The sequence below is a fragment of the Luteitalea pratensis genome, assembly GCF_001618865.1.
Lineage (GTDB): Bacteria > Acidobacteriota > Vicinamibacteria > Vicinamibacterales > Vicinamibacteraceae > Luteitalea > Luteitalea pratensis.
In genome coordinates this window covers 7,452,779-7,469,301 of sequence record NZ_CP015136.1, presented here as the reverse complement: position 1 = coordinate 7,469,301, position 16,523 = coordinate 7,452,779, and the positions used below count along the sequence as shown (strand labels likewise).

The following is a 16,523-nucleotide window of genomic DNA, read 5'->3' as shown; positions in this document are numbered from 1 at the left end:
GACGTACTCAACTCAAGCGAGTCGTGGGCGTAAACCTGCTCTTGTGGCCAACTAGCCACGTCGAGCGCTGCCGTAACCCCTCGACAGGTGTGGCGGGAAGGTGCCCGCCCGCTACGTCGCAGGCCCTCGCTGTGTTGCACGACTTTTTCGGATGATGGTATAAATGCGTGTTTCAGCTGGCACGCTGACTATCCCCTGTGCCAGTGTCTTGCCGCGGCGGGGAGCGCCCCGCCCACGTCGGTTACTCCCGGAGGCACCGTGTTACCGGACCTGTTGGTCCTGTGGGTCATTGCGCTCGTGCTACTGCTGACGGTCATCCTTCAGCAGTTGTTCTTCAAGCCACTCCTTCGCGTGATGCACGCGCGCGAGGAGGCGGTCCGGTCGGCGCGCGCGCTGGCGGAGCGCAGCGCGGCCGAGGCGCGCCGAGCGAGCGAAGAGTTCGACTCCAGGACGACCGCCGCCAGGGCCGAATTCCACCGCGAGCTCGACGACATGAGGAAGCGTGGCCAGGACGAGCGCGCCTCGTTGATTACCGCTGCCCGCGAACAGGCCGACGCCGACCTGGCGCAGGCTCGCGTCGCATTGGCAGCGGACACCGCTGCCGCAAAGACCCAGCTCGAGCTGGATGCCCAGCAACTCGGCGAGCAACTCGCCGACCGTCTCGCGGGACGCACACGCTGATGCCGCTGCCGACGATGGGAAAGCTGGAGCACCCGAAGACGAGTTCCCCGTTTGTCGTGGTCTTGCTCGCGGGTGTCGTGGTCCTGGTTGCCGCTGGTGCGTACGCCCAGCCCGCCGAACCCGCAGGGCCCTCTACCCCCGCGCACGCCGAACCCGCCTCCGTGGGTCAGTCCGACGCGAAGGCCGATCACGCCGCACCGGATGCCGGCCACGCTGCGCCGGCCGGTGAGCAAGCCGCGCCCGCTGGCGCCCATGCTCCCGCCGCCCCGCACGGCGAGTCGCACGGTGAGAGCATCTGGGTCACTCTCGCCCGCATCGCCAATTTCGCGATCCTGGCGGGCATCCTCTACTGGTTCGGGCGCAAGCCGGTTGCCGAGCATCTGGCCGCTCGTGGCGCGCAGATCCGCAAGGACCTCGTCGATGCCGCGGAGATGCGCGCGACGGCGAGCGCGCGCCTGTCCGAGATCGAGTCCAAGCTGGCCGCGTTGCCGGGCGAGCTCGAACAGATGCGTGCACGAAGCGCCGAGGAGCTCGCAGCCGAGCGGACCCGAATCCGCGCTGCGGCAGAGACCGAGCGCGACCGACTCGTGGAGCAGGCGCGTCGCGAAATCGCGTCGCAGACCCGCAACGCCCGCGCCGAGTTGCGCGCCCACGCGGCGGCGCTCGCAGTCGACGTCGCCGATGCCAGGCTGCGCAGCACGCTGACGCCCGCCGAGCAGTCGGCCCTGGTGGACCAGTACGCCAGCCAGATGAGGAACGTGCAATGACGTCGCTCGACGCCAAGCGCGCCGGCCGGGCGCTGTTTCAGGCCACGCAACCCAAGGGCGCAGCGCGCGCCACGCTCGACAGCCTCGAGCAATTCGCGGCGCTCCTCGGCCAAGAGGCCGAGCTCCGCGACGCGCTGATGTCCGTGTTCGTGCCTGCCGACCGGAAGATGGCCGCCATCACGCAGGTGGCCGAGTTGCTGGGTACCGCACCGGCGGCCCGTCAGACGCTGTTGATCCTGGCGCAGATGCGCCAACCGGCCGGCCTGTTCGGGATCATCAAGGAACTCAAGGCGCTCGTGAACCGCGCCGAGCGGCGCGTCGATGCCGAGATCACGACCGCGGTGCCGATGAGCGGCGCGCAGGTGGACCGCCTGCGCGACGCGCTGTCGCAGGCGACCGACCAGCACGTGACGGTCACGACCCGCGTCGACCCCGGGATCATCGGCGGCGCCGTGACTCGCGTCGGCACTCTCGTGTACGACGGCAGCCTTGCCCGCCAGCTGGCCCGCATCAAGGAGCAGTTCGTCCAGCAGGGCTGATCCTGCGCGAACCGCCAATTCTTCATCGAACCCTGACCCATGACGATCAAAGCAGACGACATCTCCCGCATCATCCGCGAGCAGATCGGCGGCTTCCAGGCCGACGTGGACGTGGCCGAAGTCGGCACCGTGCTCTCCGTCGGTGACGCCATCGCCCGCGTCCAGGGCATCGAGCGGTGCATGGCCGGCGAGATGATCGAGTTCCCGCACGGCGTGTTCGGTATCGCCCTCAACCTCGAGGAAGACTCGGTCGGCACGGTGCTGCTCGGGGAAGCCACCAGGATCCGTGAGGGTGACCAGGTCCGCCGCACCGGCCGGATCATTTCGGTCCCGGTAGGCGAAGAGCTGCTCGGCCGAGTGGTGAACGCGCTCGGACAGCCAGTCGACGGCAAGGGCCCGATCAACGCTGAACGGTTCGACCCGATCGAACGCATCGCGCCTGGCGTTGTCGACCGCCAGCCGGTCCGCGAGCCACTGCAGACCGGGCTCAAGGCGATCGACGGGATGGTGCCGATCGGCCGCGGCCAGCGCGAGTTGCTGATCGGCGACCGCCAGACCGGCAAGACCGCCGTCGCCGTCGACACGATCCTGAACCAGAAGGACACCGGCGTCATCTGCATCTACGTCGCGATCGGCCAGAAGCAGTCGACGATCGCGCAGGTCGTGCGCACGCTCGAGGAGAACGACGCGCTGCGTTACACGATCGTTGTCGCCGCGGGCGCGTCCGACCCGGCGACGATGCTGTACATCAGCCCGTACTCGGGCTGCACGATGGGCGAGTTCTTCCGCGACACGGGTCGTCACGCCCTCGTGATCTACGACGACCTCTCCAAGCACGCGCAGGCCTACCGTGAAATCTCGCTGCTGCTCCGTCGTCCACCAGGACGCGAGGCGTATCCGGGCGACGTGTTCTACCTGCACTCGCGCCTGCTCGAGCGCGCGGCCAAGCTGAACGACAGCATGGGCGGCGGCTCGCTGACCGCGCTGCCGATCATCGAGACGCAGGCCGGCGACCTCTCGGCCTACATCCCGACCAACGTGATCTCGATCACCGACGGCCAGATCTTCCTCGAGAGCGACCTGTTCCACCAGGGCGTCCGGCCTGCCATCAACGTCGGCAACTCGGTGTCGCGCGTCGGCGGCTCGGCCCAGATCAAGGCGATGCGCAAGGTGGCCGGGTCGCTGCGCCTCGACCTCGCGCAGTACCGCGCGCTGGCGGCGTTCGCGCAGTTCGGCAGCGACCTCGACAAGGCGACGCAGCAGCAGTTGCACCGTGGCGTCCGGCTGGTCGAGGTCCTCAAGCAGCCGCAGTACCAGCCGCTCACCGCGGCCAGCCAGGTGGCCATCCTGTGGGTGGCGACGCGCGGCCACCTCGACGCCGTCGATCTGACCGATGTGGGCGAGTGGGAGAAGGGCTTCCACGCCTACCTCGCCGCGCGGCGGCCGGGGATCCTCGCGGCCATCACCGAGCAGAAGGACATCAGCAAGGACATCGAGGCCGAGTTGCTCTCCGCGACCGAGGAGTACCAGAAGGACTTCACCACCCGGATCAAGCCAGCGGGAGTTGCGTAGGCGGCCCTATGCCTTCCCTCATTGACATCCGTCGCCGGGTCCGTGCGGTCAAGTCGACGCAACAGATCACCAAGGCGATGAAGATGGTCTCGGCGAGCAAGTTGCGCCGGGCCCAGCAACGCATCATCGGCGCGCGACCGTACGCCCGGCAGGCGCTGCGGGTGATGAGCAGCATCGCCAGGCGCGTCGATCCCGAGGCGCATCCGCTGCTGCGTGAATCCGAGGTCCCCGGCGCACCGCCGCTGCTCATCGTGATCTCCGCGGACCGCGGCCTCTGTGGCAGCTTCAACAGCAACATCCTGAAGAAGGCCGCCACGTTCCTGGAGGACACGCCGGACCGGCAGGTCGCGATGGCGCTGATCGGCCGCAAGGCCCGCGACTTCTTCGTGCGCCGTCGCGTCGACGTCCGTTACGAGGCGGTCAACATCTTCCAGTTGGTGAAGTACTCGCACGCACAGGAACTGGCCGCATCCGCGATCGAGGCGTTCGCCGAAGGCCGCGTCAGTTCGGTGTACCTGCTGTACAACGAGTTCAAGTCGGTGATGAGCCAGAACGTGGTGATCGAGCGCCTGCTGCCGATCCCGCGCCTCACGCCCGAGAACGGCGGCGTCGAAGGTCCGCAGGTGGACTACCTGTACGAGCCGTCGGCCGACGAGTTGCTCAAGGTGATCGTGCCGCGACACGTGGAGATCCAGGTCTACCGCGCGCTGCTCGAGTCCGCGGCCGCCGAGCATGCCGCGCGGATGACCGCGATGGACGCCGCCACGAGCAACGCGCAGGAGATGGTCGACAAGCTGACGCTGTACATGAACAAGGTGCGGCAGGCCGCGATCACCCGCGAGATCATCGAAGTGGTATCCGGCGCGCAGGCGCTCTAGGAACAGACAACAGCCATGGCCAACGCTATCGCCGAACAGCACCAGGTCGGTCGCATCGTCCAGATCATCGGGCCGGTGCTCGACATCGAGTTCGAGGGGGGCCACCTCCCCTCGATCTACAACGCCATCCGCGTCCGACTGCCCGGGGTTGACGGCGCCGAGCCCACCGACATCATCGCGGAAGTCGAACAGCACCTCGGCGAGGGTCGCGTGCGCACGGTCGCGATGAAGCCGACCGACGGACTGCAGCGCGGAATGGAAGCGCTCGACCTCGGCGCGCCGATCACCGTCCCCGTCGGCCCGGCCACGCTCGGCCGCGTGCTGAACGTACTCGGCGAACCGGTGGACTACCCGGATCGCCCCGTCGTCTCCGAACAGCACTGGCCGATCCACCGGGCCGCGCCCACGCTCGAGGAGCAGTCGACCCGTCTGGAGATGTTCGAGACCGGGATCAAGGTCATCGACCTGCTCGAGCCGTACCTGCAGGGCGGCAAGATCGGCCTGTTCGGTGGCGCCGGCGTCGGCAAGACGGTCATCATCCAGGAACTGATCCACAACATCGCGATCAAGCACGGCGGCGTGTCGGTGTTTGCTGGCGTCGGCGAGCGCACCCGCGAGGGCAACGACCTCTGGCTGGAGTTCCAGGAGAGCGGCGTCATCAACGTCGACGATCCGTCCAAGTCACGCGCCGCGCTCGTCTACGGCCAGATGACCGAGCCGCCCGGCGCACGTCTGCGCGTGGCACTCACCGGCCTCACGGTCGCCGAGTACTTCCGCGACGCGGAAGGCAAGGACGTGCTGCTGTTCATCGACAACATCTTCCGGTTCACGCAGGCCGGGTCCGAGGTCTCGGCGCTCCTCGGCCGCATGCCGAGCGCGGTCGGCTATCAGCCGACGCTCGCCACCGAGATGGGCGAGATGCAGGAGCGCATCACTTCCACCAAGAAGGGCTCGATCACCTCGGTGCAGGCCATCTACGTGCCTGCCGACGACTACACCGACCCGGCGCCGGCGACGACGTTCGCCCACCTCGACGCGACGACCAACCTCTCGCGTGACATCGCGTCGCTCGGCATCTACCCGGCCGTCGATCCGCTCGCGTCGACGTCGCGCATCCTCGACCCGCGCATCCTCGGCGAGGATCACTACGCGGTCGCCCGCCGCGTCAAGCAGGTGTTGCAGCGCTACAAGGACCTGCAGGACATCATCGCGATCCTCGGCCTCGACGAGCTCTCGGAAGAGGACAAGCTGACGGTCGCCCGGGCCCGGAAGATCCAGTTCTTCCTCAGCCAGCCATTCCATGTGGCCGAGCAGTTCACCGGCTTCAAGGGCAAGTACGTGACCATTGCCGACACGATCGCCGGCTTCCGCGAAATCGTAGACGGCAAGCACGACGCCGTCCCGGAGCAGGCGTTCTATATGGTCGGCACCATCGCGGAGGCGCTCGAGAAGGCCGCCTCCCTGAAGCAGTAAGCGGAAGGCAACGGATCGCATGGCCAGCCAGCTCACGCTCAGCATCGTCACGCCCGAACGCGAACTCGTGCGCGTCCAGGCCGACGAGGTCGAGCTGCCAGGCACCGAGGGCTACTTCGGCGTGCTGCCGGGGCACACACCGCTCCTCGCCGCGCTCACCGTCGGCCGGCTCACCTACCGGGTCGGCCAGGAGCGCCACGTCCTCGCCATCGCGACCGGCCTGGCCGAGGTGCTTCCCGACCAGGTGACCGTGCTCTCGCAGATTGCCGAACTCCCCGAAGACATCGACGTCGGACGCGCCGAAGAGGCACGCAAGCGTGCCCAGGCCCGGCTGGGAAGCAAGGGCGACGACCTCGACTACGAGCGTGCCCGCAACGCCCTCGACAAGGCCATCCTGCGGCTGCAGGTCGCATCCCGCGCCCGCGCCAGATGACCACCGCCGTCCGGCCGTCCGACGTGTCGGTGCGATCGAGGGCCTGAGGCGCATGGGTGTGCGCTGGGCCGCTGTAACGCACCCGGGACGGCGCCGCGCCTCGAACGAGGACGCGTTCTGCGCCCGGCCCGACCTCGGCCTGTTCATCGTCGCCGATGGCATGGGCGGCCATGTCGCCGGAGAGATCGCCTCGGGTCTCGCTGTCGACACGATCGAAGCCACCGTCGCCGCGGGCGACGCCAATCCTCCCGACAGCAGCAATTGCACGCTTGCCGAGCGGCGCCTGCAGGCGGGATTCGAGCGCGCGAGCCAGGCGATCTCCGAACAGACAGCCCGCCAGCCACGTCTGCGAGGCATGGCGACCACCGCCTCGGCGATCCTGATCGGGGCTGACGCGAGTGCGATTGCCCACGTCGGTGACAGTCGCGTGTATCTGTGGCGCGATCAACTCCTGCAGCAACTGACGCACGATCACTCGTGGGTGGCCGAACAGGTCACGATGGGCCTGCTCTCTCCGGCCGAGGCGCGTCAGCACCCCTGGCGCAATGTCGTCACCCGCGCGCTGTCGGCCTCAGACCCTCCCCAGGTGGAGCTGTCGCCACTGACGCTGCAGCACGCCGATCGCCTGCTGATCTCGTCGGATGGCCTCCATGGCGTGATCAGCGACGAACGCATTGCCGTGGTCCTCGGCAGCGCCGAGAGCCTCGAGCGGATGTGTCAGCAACTGATCGACGATGCCAACGGGGCGGGTGGCCCCGACAACATCACGACGCTGATCCTGGAGATCGATGTTCCATAACCTCCGCCAGCTCGTGCGGTACCGTGCCCTGATCCAGAGCCTCGTGACACGCGAGCTCAAGGCGCGCTACCGCGGCAGCGTGCTCGGCTTCTTCTGGTCGTTCATCAACCCGCTGCTGTTGCTGGCCGTCTACTCGTTCGTCTTCACGGTGGTGCTGCCAGGCACCCATCCGCCGGAGATCGAGCCGTACGCGCTGTTCATGTTCTGCGGCATCCTGCCGTGGACGTGGTTCTCGTCATCGCTGACCGAGGCCGCAAACAGCCTGATGTCCGGTGGCAACCTGATCAAGAAGGTGCTGTTCCCGGCCGAGATCCTGCCGATCGTCGCCGTGCTGTCGAACATGATGCACTTCTTCTTCGGCCTGCCGATCCTGCTCGTCTTCCTGGTGTGGTTCCGGCCGACGATCACGATCGTCGAGGTCCTGTGGTTCCCCGTGGTCGTCGCGGTGCAGTTGCTGTTCACGCTGGGCCTGAGCCTGCTCCTCGCGGCGCTGACGGTGCACTTCCGCGACATCAAGGACATCCTGAGCAACCTGCTCACGCTCTGGTTCTTCGCCACGCCGATCATCTACCCGATGCACCTCGCGCCCGGCACCATCAGCAAGACGGTGCTGAACGCCAACCCGTTCTCGCACTTCGCCGTGTCGTACCAGGAGATCCTCTTCTACTCTGGGCCCTTCGGACATTGGCGCTGGCTGCTCGGGGTCGCCGCGGGATCGGTGCTGCTGTTCCTGGTGGGGTACTGGTTGTTCGATCGCCTGCGTGATTCGTTCGCCGAGGAAGTGTGATCGCGATGCCGTCCCCTCCCCTCGCCATCCACGCCGAGCACATCACCAAGATCTACCGGCGTTTCGCGCACAAACGACAGTTCGCGACGCTGAAGAGCGCGATCCTCAGTGGCAGCCTGGTGCGGGACCTGAAGCCCGACGAAACGTTCCGCGCCCTCGACGGCGTGTCGTTCGACGTCGAGGCCGGCCGCACCTACGGCATCATCGGACGCAACGGCAGCGGCAAGAGCACTTTGCTCAAGTGCGTTGCCGGCATCGCCAAGCCGACCACGGGGAAGATCACGGTCAACGGCCGCATTTCGGCGCTGATCGAACTCGGCGCCGGGTTTCATCCGGAGATATCCGGGCGCGAGAACGTCTTCATCAACGGCATCATGCTCGGTCTCTCCAAGGCGGAAATCGAGCGCCGGTTCGACGAGATCGTCGAGTTTGCCGAGCTCGCGCCCTTCATCGATGCGCCGGTGAAGACATACTCGTCGGGCATGTACATGCGGCTCGGTTTTGCCGTCGCCGTGCACGTCGACCCGGACGTCCTGCTGGTGGACGAAGTCCTCGCCGTCGGCGATGAAGGCTTCGCCCACAAGTGCCTCGACAAGTTCGCCGAGTTCCGTCGACGCGGCAAGACGATCCTGCTGGTGACGCACTCGCTCGGCCTGGTCGAGCGGTTCTGTGACGAGGCGTTGTGGCTCGACAAGGGCAAGGTGAAGGGGGTCGGTGATCCGAAGCGGGTCATCGATGCCTACGTCACCGAAATCGAGGAGGGCGAGGAAGCCTTTCTCGCGGCCGAGGATGCACGCGCGCGTGTGCGTGTGGACCTGGGTGCTGGAAGCTCGGTGCCGGCGCCCGAGGGTGGTGAGCCGAACGACGGGGTCACGGCGGGTAACGTGGAAGCGCCCGCCGACATGTTCAAGGCCGAAGCCGGACGATGGGGATCGGGCGACATCGAGATCGCCCGCGTCGACCTGATCGGGCCCGACGGCACGGTCGGGCATGTGTTCCACTCGGGCGAATCGATGACGATCCGGCTGCACCTCACGGCGCGCACGCCGGTGAAGGACTTCGTCTTCGGCATCGGCCTGTTCAACGCCGACGGCGTCTGCATCTACGGCACCAACACCAACATCGAAGAGATGTCGGCGCAGGAGATCTCGGGCGACGGTCAGGTGGACTTCGTGATCGAGGAACTGGCCCTCACCGAAGGGACCTTCAAGCTCGATCTGGCGGTCCACAAGCTCGACGGCTTCCCGTACGATTACCATCGCCAGCTCTACACCTTCCGCGTCAAGTCGCCGGTCAAGGACGTCGGCTTCTTCCGTCCTCGCCATTCGTGGACGTTCAGCCCCAGCGTGCGCCTCACGCAGTTGCGGGGACCCGAGGGCTGGCGTCCGCACATGAAGGACGATGAGCCGACTGCCTGAGCGGGAGGGCGGCGGTGTCGTCTCGCGCGAAGTGTGCCTGGCGCGCGTTCGGGCCTGGCAGGCAGCGGGTCGGACGGTGGTGTTCACCAACGGTGTGTTCGACTTGCTGCACGCCGGTCACGTCCGCTACCTCGCCGCGGCGAAGGCCGAAGGCGACCACCTCGTGGTGGCCATCAACACCGATGACACCGTGCGCGCCGCCAAGGGGCCAGATCGCCCTGTACATCCCGCCGCCGAGCGGGCCGAGCTCGTCGCGGCACTTCGGGTGGTGGACCTCGCGGTGACCTTCGACGAGCCGACCCCGGCCGACATCATCGCCGCGCTGCAGCCTGATGTCCTCGTGAAGGGGGCCGACTGGCCGCTCGACCAGGTCGTGGGGCGAGAGATCGTGTGGGCCCGCGGTGGCCGCGTCGTCCGCGTGCCGACCGAGCAGGGCCACTCGACGACCGGCCTCATCGGCAAGATCAGGAGGTAGGGGCAGCTCCCCGAGCTGCCCGTGGGGGGTGGTTTTGGATGCCTGGACAGCACGCGCGCGCGCGGATTCCTCAGTACGCGGCACCGCACCGGCGAGGAAAGCGGCGCGAATCGGCCTTCAACCACAGCCAGCAATGCGTGTCGAGCAGGAACGTCATGCCCCCCACTCCTCGAGCTCCGCATCCGTGAGCGGCGCGTCGAAGTCCTCGCCCATCTGGATGCGCCCCTTCCATGTGTCGACGCACAGCCGCTTCGTGCCTGCCGCCGGAAGCGGCACGAGCTTGGCGACGGGCGCGCCGTTGCGCGCGATGACCACTTCGTGACCACGCTCCACGTCCAGGAGCAGTCGTGACAGCTCCGTCTTGGCTTGATGAACGTTGACCTGCCTGAGCGGCTTCATGCCCGAATCATGCTGTTAGCTAATCTGATTAGTCAATCGCCATCAGGCCTCCCGCCGCGCCATGAGGCGGTCACGAGGCGGGGTGGTAGGGGCGCCTCTCTGAGGCGCCTGCGGACCGATCGCTCACATCAGGAAGACGTAGCCGGCACTTGTTCGCGCAGCGGACCGGCGCAGGCTACAAGGCGCGGGCGAGCGTGCCCTCCCGGCTCCTGGAGTGGCACCTCGATCTCGAGCCGCGCGCCAGTCGTGCACGACTCGATGGAGAACGCTCCCTCGAGGGCGGCGACGCGCTGCATCAGCGTCCGCGGACCCTGCCCCATCGCCGACAGCGACGCGAGATCGTGACGGCCGTCCAGGCCCACGAACCCGCGTCCCTCGTACTCGACGACCAGACGGACGATGGTTGCCGACGTCTCGCATGCGACGAAAACATCCCTTGCAGCGCCATGCCGCGCCGCGTTCACGAGTGCTTCGGTCACCATCCGACAGATCTCGTGGACGACGTGTTGGGGCACCGGTGATGAGCCGGCCATGTCGAGCCGGACGCGCAGGTCCCATTGTCGCGCCACCGCACGCACGCATTCGCGCAGCGATGCGAGGCTGTCCAGCCGCGGTACGAAGCGGACGTGCCGGGGGTTGAGCGTCTCGACTGCGCGCCGGACGACTTGCTGTTCCGTGAAGACCGTGTCCTGCACGCGGGCCAACCGCTCCTCCGCGGCGGCGACATCCAGGTGCAGCACGTCGCGAGCGGCCTGTACCTGAAGGGCGGCTGCAGTCAATGCCTGCAGCACACCATCGTGCAGATCCCTGGCAAGGCGTAGGCGTTCATCGCTGGCCGCACGCTCCCCCAACTGTTCGAGTCGCACCTCGAGTTCCAGCGCTCCTGCCACGAGGCGCCCGACGATGTCACCGAGCACGAGATCGTCGATGGACATTGCGCGCTTGTCGAACGCGATGAGCCATCCCCGAAGGCTGTCGTCACAGATGCGGATGGCGAGCACGCTCCGCGCGGGGAACCGCCGCAGGAACTGCGGCGACACCACGACACCGGAACAGTACTGAATCCCGTGGCTCGTCCGCGCGACCACTCGCGCCGGAGGCTGCTGCATCACGTTCTCGGCCACGAAGCTGGCCGCAAGACCAGTCACGATCTCCCCGAAGGTGTCGGGCGCTTCACTCGAGCGCTGGAATGAGGGGCCGTCCTGCTGCGCCACCTGAAGCCACGGCTCATCGTGTTCTTCCCAGACCAGGACGACACGCTGCGTGCCGAGCGTCTCCGCGGCATGCGCGAGGATCGCCCGCAGCCCCTCCTCGTCTCCGGCCGAGTGTCGCCGCGGCCAGCGGGCCAGGCTTCCGAGCTCACGTTCGAGTCGCCTGTGGTGGGCCCCGAGATAGGCAAGCAGTGCGGCAATCGTCGCCAGGTGCGCGCAGCGTGTCACGAAGCGCAGACCGTCCAGCGTGCCGGTGCCGAAGTACCTGACCCCGGCGGCGCTGACCAGAACGTACAACGTGAGGGCGACGACACCAGTCACGAGCGCGCCCCGGCCATGCCATCGGATGGCGCCGCACAGCGTCGCGAACATGAAGTAGACGAAGAACGGGCTCGCCGGCCCGTCCGACAGGTGCATGAGCAGCGCAAACAGCACCAGATCCAGGACGTGCGTCGCGATCCCCAGGCCGCCGAGCGTCGTGCTTCCGAGCCACGACCACGCGGCGAGAGCGAGCGCGTACACCAGGTATCCCGCAGCGATCCCCCGCACGACCGCGCCATGACGGCCCGGCTCGCTCGGGTCGATCAGCAGCGCCAGGCACAGGAAAGCGGCGAGCACGAGTCGTCCTGCGGAGACGACTCGCTCCACCCTGTGCCGAGGCGCGTAGCCGGGCGTGTCAGTCATGGATCCGTAATCAGGTATTCGGCAAAAGCCCGCGCTTCTATACCGACCGGTATACCGGCCTCTGCATTCTCGCCATAGAAGGATGTAGCCGACGGCGTATGGTGTCGTGCCGGCGCCATCTCTAGACTCGCTACAGCACTGCTCCCCGCAGCGTGACAAGTGATGCACGCATCGGTCGACAGGCGCTGACCTATCGAAGGACAGCCCGGATTCGGCCAGCGTGACCCTCACTCCTAACGAAGGACATCGTCATGAGATTGCACAGCAGTGTGGCTACGCTCGTAGCAGTGGCCACGACAGCCGGCGCCTTGATGGTCGGCGTGAAGGGCGAGACGCCCATCGATCCATCCGGTAAGTGGTCGCCTTCGGGTGCGATGACCGCCGGACGCGAGTTCGCATCGTCTGCACTCCTGCCGGACGGCAGTGTGCTGGTGTTCGGCGGCCGCGAGTCTGGCGCGTCCATGGCCGTCGCCGAGCGATTCGCCGGAGGGACGTGGTCGCCGGCTGGCGCCAGTCCGGTGCAACGCTGGGGGCAGACCGCGACGACCCTTGCCGACGGTACGGTGATCATCGCTGGCGGCACCGGCGTGACGAGCGTGGACGAGCAGGGCCAACCCGTGACGGCTCCCACCGCCGCGATCGAGCGGTTCGATCCGTCCACGGGTGAAGTGACGCCGCTGGCGTTCCTGTCGGGACCGCGCACGGGCCATGCCGCCGCGCGACTGGCTGACGGTCGCGTGCTGTTTGCCGGCGGCTACGACGGCAATGCCGTTGTGGCCGATGTGGAGATCCTTGATCCGGAGACCGGGCTGGTCTCCCCGGGTCCTGCAGACCTCGAGGTCGCGCGTGCCGGTCTGAGCGCCACCACGCTGATGAACGGCCGCGTGCTGCTCGCGGGCGGCAACGATGGCGTCCATGATCTCGCGCTCGTCGATATCTACGACACCGAGGACGGCATCCTCATCTCCAGTGAGATGTCAGCGCCGCGGCGTGACCACCAGGCGGTCTTGCTCGCGCACAACAACCAGGTGCTGCTGATCGGCGGTGCGTCGAACGGGCAGGTCGCTGGTGCCGAGTTGTATCGCCCCTGGACGGGCACGTTCCTGCCGACGGGCTCGCCGGCCGTTGCCCGCGTGGGCGCGACCGCAGTGGCTTTGGCAACGGAGTGGCCGTACCGCGGCCGGGAAGGGCAGGCGCTCGTCACCGGTGGTGCCGGCGCTGAGGGTCGCGGCGAGGCAAGCGCCGAGAGCTACACCTTCGCGACGATCCGCACCGACCGCGATGACTACCTCCCGGGAGACACGGTGTACGTCTCCGGCACCGGCTGGCAGCCGAACGAGACGATCACATTGGGCCTGCAGGAACTGCCTCTCGAACACGAAACCCGCAGCTTCACCATCCAGGCTGATGAACTCGGTCGCATCAACAACGCCACGCTATTCCTCGTGGAGCCGCACCACCTCGGTGTGAAGTTCTATCTAACGGCGCGTGGCGCTGCGTCCCAGGCGCAGGTCACGTTCACGGACGGTGCGGTACGTGTCAAGACCACTGGCACCGCTGGTAACAAAGCCACGATCGAGTGGCAGTTATACAGCGCCGCCGACTGTTCCGGGTTAGTTGTCTCCTCTGGATCCATTCTTGCTGACACCGGTAACAATGGGACGAATATTCCGCAAGCTACTGCCTCCCCACAGTCTTTGCGGCTGACGGCGATGCCATTATCTAGCGTCGGCACACAGTACACGTTCGCCAACTGGAAGGTTGGCCAGGCGGAAGATGCGTCTAATCCGATTTGTTTGAACCACGACAATTCAACCCGGAATGTTGACGCGAACTACGCTGCGGTGGCCCAGGTAGCCACTACCACCGCGATCATCTCCAGTGCGAACCCCAGTACGTACGGCACTCTTGTAACGTTCACGGCAACAGTAAACGCAGTGCCGGCAAACCCGAGCGGCGTCGGGACGGTTACGTTCACGAACGGCTCGACGGTACTCTGCGCCGCCGTGCCCCTCCTGGGCAACACTGCAACATGCAGTGCGTCAACGCTGCCTGCCGCAACAAGTGCGTACACGATCGCGGCGGCGTACAGCGGTACAAGCCAGGGGACCACACCGCAGTTCGCGCAAAGTCAGGCAACGCTACAGCAATTGGTAAGCCGCGCTTCGGCAACCATCAACGTTCAGGGTGGGAGTTTTACTTACGACGGCGACGCGCATAGTGCGACGGGCTCGGCCACGGGTGTCAAGGGCGAGACCCTGACGGGCCTGGTGCTCGGTGACAGCTTCACCAACGTCCCGGGCGGCGCGGCCAACTGGGTGTTCACCGACGTGACCGGCAACTACAACAACGCCAACGGCACGGTTCAGATTGTGATCAGCAAGGCCAACGCGACGGTCGCGGTCACCGGCTACACGGGCGTGTACGACGGCGACGCGCATGGTGCGACGGGCTCGGCCACGGGTGTCAAGGGCGAGACCCTGACGGGCCTGGTGCTCGGTGACAGCTTCACCAACGTAGCGGGTGGGACGGCCAACTGGGCATTCACCGACGTCACGGGCAACTACAACAACGCCAGCGGCACGGCGACGATCGTGATCAGCAAGGCGGACGCGACGATCCAAGTCGATGGTTACAGCGGTGCGTACGACGGCGCGGCGCATGGCGTGACGGGCTCGGCCACGGGTGTCAAGGGCGAGACCCTGACGGGCCTGGTGCTCGGTGACAGCTTCACCAACGTACCGGGTGGGACGGCCAACTGGGCATTCACCGACATCACGGGCAACTACAACAACGCCAGCGGCACGGCGGCGATCGTGATCAGCAAGGCGGACGCGACGATCCAGGTCGATGGCTACAGCGGTACATACGACGGCGCGGCGCATGGCGCGACGGGCTCGGCCACGGGTGTCAAGGGCGAGACCCTGACGGGCCTGGTGCTCGGTGACAGCTTCACCAACGTACCGGGTGGGACGGCCAACTGGGCATTCACCGACATCACGGGCAACTACAACAACGCCAGCGGCACGGCGGCGATCGTGATCAGCAAGGCGGACGCGACGATCCAGGTCGATGGCTACAGCGGTACATACGACGGCGCGGCGCATGGCGCGACGGGCTCGGCCACGGGTGTCAAGGGCGAGACCCTGACGGGCCTGGTGCTCGGTGACAGCTACACCAACGTGCCGGGTGGGACGGCCAACTGGGCATTCACCGACATCACGGGCAACTACAACAATGCCAGCGGCACGGCGGCGATCGTGATCAGCAAGGCGACTCCGACGGTGAACGTGCAATCGGTGAGCGCCACCTTCGACGGCCAGGCGCACGGGACGACGGGGACGGTGGCGGGCGTGGGTGGCGCGGACCTGGGTGCCGCAACGATCAGCTACGACACGACCAACGGGCAGGCGCCGGTGAACGCCGGCAGCTACGTTGCGACCGGTAACTTTGCCGGCAACGACAACTACGCCGCGGCCTCCAACACGGCGGCCATCGAGATCGCCAAGGCGACGCCGGTGATCACCTGGGCCACGCCGGCCGACATCACCTACGGCACGCTGCTGAGCGCCGCGCAGCTCAATGCGGCCGCGAATGTCGCGGGCAGTTTGGTCTACACGCCGCCCGTGGGCACGCAGCTCAACGCCGGTCCGGGGCAGACGCTGTCGGTGAGCTTCACGCCGACTGATGCCGCGAACTACAACGGCGCGTCCAAGACGGTACAGATCACCGTGCTCAAGGCGACGCCGGTCGTCACCTGGACGAATCCCGCCGACATCATCTACGGGACCGCGCTGAGTGCGACGCAACTGAACGCCACCGCGAACGTCGCGGGCTCGTTCAGCTACGAACCGGCCGCCGGCGTGACGCTGAACGTCGGTCTGAACCAGAAGCTGACGGTAGCGTTCACGCCGACCGATACGGCGAACTACAACGGCGCGTCAATAACGGTAGAGATCGATGTCGTCTACGGGTGGGACGGCTTCCTGCAGCCAATCAACGACACGGCCCATGATCTCGTCCTCATGAGCAAGTTCAAGACGGGTCAAACCATTCCGGCGAAGTTCGTCCTCAAGAACGCAGCCGGCGCTGTCGTGCAACAGACGGGCATTCCGACCTTCACGCGCACCGGAAGACTTGGCGCGTGCGATTCGGCAGCGGCGCTCGAGACTCCGGAGCCCGTGTCGGCATCCGTCGTGCCCCTGTACCAATGGGACGGTAGTCAGTACCACTACAACTGGAGCACGAAGGGGCTGACGGCGGGCCTGTATCGCATCTTCGCGAACCTCGCGGATGGCACGGCCCAATCGGTGGACATCTGCCTCACGAAGTAGACGAGGTTCACCACCAGAGGACCGGGCACTCCTCGATCACGCGGGGTCTCCGGTCACGGCCGGAGCCCCTCGC

Annotated in this window: 14 protein-coding genes; 12 read left to right on the top strand and 2 right to left on the bottom strand. The window is 66.8% G+C overall.

Annotation, left to right across the window (positions count from 1 at the left end):
• Positions 1 to 258: 258 nt before the first annotated feature.
• Genes LuPra_RS31375 through LuPra_RS31325 form a run of 11 tightly spaced genes read left to right on the top strand, consistent with a single transcriptional unit; the run spans position 259 to position 9,822 of the window.
• Positions 259 to 681 (top strand): ATP synthase F0 subunit B, encoded by a 423-nt coding sequence (locus tag LuPra_RS31375; RefSeq protein WP_157899921.1) that lies wholly within the window; start codon positions 259 to 261, stop codon positions 679 to 681.
• Complete coding sequence (locus LuPra_RS31370) at positions 681 to 1,448, top strand: F0F1 ATP synthase subunit B family protein (protein ID WP_110174432.1); 768 nt, start codon at positions 681 to 683, stop codon at positions 1,446 to 1,448. Before LuPra_RS31375 ends, LuPra_RS31370 begins: the two co-directional genes overlap by 1 nt.
• A complete protein-coding gene (atpH, locus tag LuPra_RS31365; RefSeq protein WP_110174431.1) occupies positions 1,445 to 1,987 on the top strand; it encodes an ATP synthase F1 subunit delta in 543 nt (180 codons plus the stop codon). The genes LuPra_RS31370 and atpH overlap by 4 nt, the downstream gene beginning before the upstream one ends.
• A gap of 39 nt (positions 1,988 to 2,026) precedes the next feature.
• Positions 2,027 to 3,559, top strand: a complete 1,533-nt coding sequence (gene atpA / locus LuPra_RS31360; RefSeq protein WP_110174430.1) for a F0F1 ATP synthase subunit alpha — start codon at positions 2,027 to 2,029, stop codon at positions 3,557 to 3,559.
• Positions 3,560 to 3,567: 8 nt separating this feature from the next.
• Complete coding sequence (gene atpG / locus LuPra_RS31355) at positions 3,568 to 4,437, top strand: ATP synthase F1 subunit gamma (protein WP_110174429.1); 870 nt, start codon at positions 3,568 to 3,570, stop codon at positions 4,435 to 4,437.
• A 15-nt stretch (positions 4,438 to 4,452) separates the two neighbouring features.
• Positions 4,453 to 5,910 carry a F0F1 ATP synthase subunit beta gene (gene atpD, locus LuPra_RS31350; protein ID WP_110174428.1) on the top strand — a complete coding sequence of 486 codons (1,458 nt, stop codon included), beginning with the start codon at positions 4,453 to 4,455 and terminating at the stop codon, positions 5,908 to 5,910.
• Between the two features lie 19 nt (positions 5,911 to 5,929).
• Positions 5,930 to 6,343 (top strand): F0F1 ATP synthase subunit epsilon, encoded by a 414-nt coding sequence (locus LuPra_RS31345; RefSeq protein ID WP_110174427.1) that lies wholly within the window; start codon positions 5,930 to 5,932, stop codon positions 6,341 to 6,343.
• Positions 6,344 to 6,395: 52 nt separating this feature from the next.
• Positions 6,396 to 7,142 carry a PP2C family protein-serine/threonine phosphatase gene (locus tag LuPra_RS31340; protein ID WP_110174426.1) on the top strand — a complete coding sequence of 249 codons (747 nt, stop codon included), beginning with the start codon at positions 6,396 to 6,398 and terminating at the stop codon, positions 7,140 to 7,142.
• Entirely contained in the window at positions 7,132 to 7,929 is a 798-nt protein-coding gene (locus LuPra_RS31335; RefSeq protein WP_110174425.1) for an ABC transporter permease, read from the top strand. The genes LuPra_RS31340 and LuPra_RS31335 overlap by 11 nt, the downstream gene beginning before the upstream one ends.
• Positions 7,930 to 7,934: 5 nt before the next feature.
• Entirely contained in the window at positions 7,935 to 9,347 is a 1,413-nt protein-coding gene (locus LuPra_RS31330) for an ABC transporter ATP-binding protein (protein ID WP_110174952.1), read from the top strand.
• Positions 9,331 to 9,822, top strand: a complete 492-nt coding sequence (locus tag LuPra_RS31325) for an adenylyltransferase/cytidyltransferase family protein (RefSeq protein WP_110174424.1) — start codon at positions 9,331 to 9,333, stop codon at positions 9,820 to 9,822. The genes LuPra_RS31330 and LuPra_RS31325 overlap by 17 nt, the downstream gene beginning before the upstream one ends.
• Before the next feature lie 153 nt (positions 9,823 to 9,975).
• Here LuPra_RS31325 and LuPra_RS31320 read toward each other — a convergent pair whose 3' ends face one another.
• Both LuPra_RS31320 and LuPra_RS31315 read right to left on the bottom strand, forming a co-directional pair.
• On the bottom strand, positions 9,976 to 10,221 hold the full coding sequence (locus tag LuPra_RS31320; RefSeq protein ID WP_110174423.1) for a type II toxin-antitoxin system Phd/YefM family antitoxin: 246 nt from the start codon (positions 10,219 to 10,221) through the stop codon (positions 9,976 to 9,978).
• Between the two features lie 128 nt (positions 10,222 to 10,349).
• Positions 10,350 to 12,116, bottom strand: a complete 1,767-nt coding sequence (locus LuPra_RS31315; RefSeq protein WP_110174422.1) for a sensor histidine kinase — start codon at positions 12,114 to 12,116, stop codon at positions 10,350 to 10,352.
• A 251-nt stretch (positions 12,117 to 12,367) separates the two neighbouring features.
• Here LuPra_RS31315 and LuPra_RS31310 point away from each other — a divergent pair, with 251 nt between their 5' ends.
• Complete coding sequence (locus LuPra_RS31310) at positions 12,368 to 16,450, top strand: PxKF domain-containing protein (RefSeq protein ID WP_110174421.1); 4,083 nt, start codon at positions 12,368 to 12,370, stop codon at positions 16,448 to 16,450.
• Positions 16,451 to 16,523: the final 73 nt, after the last annotated feature.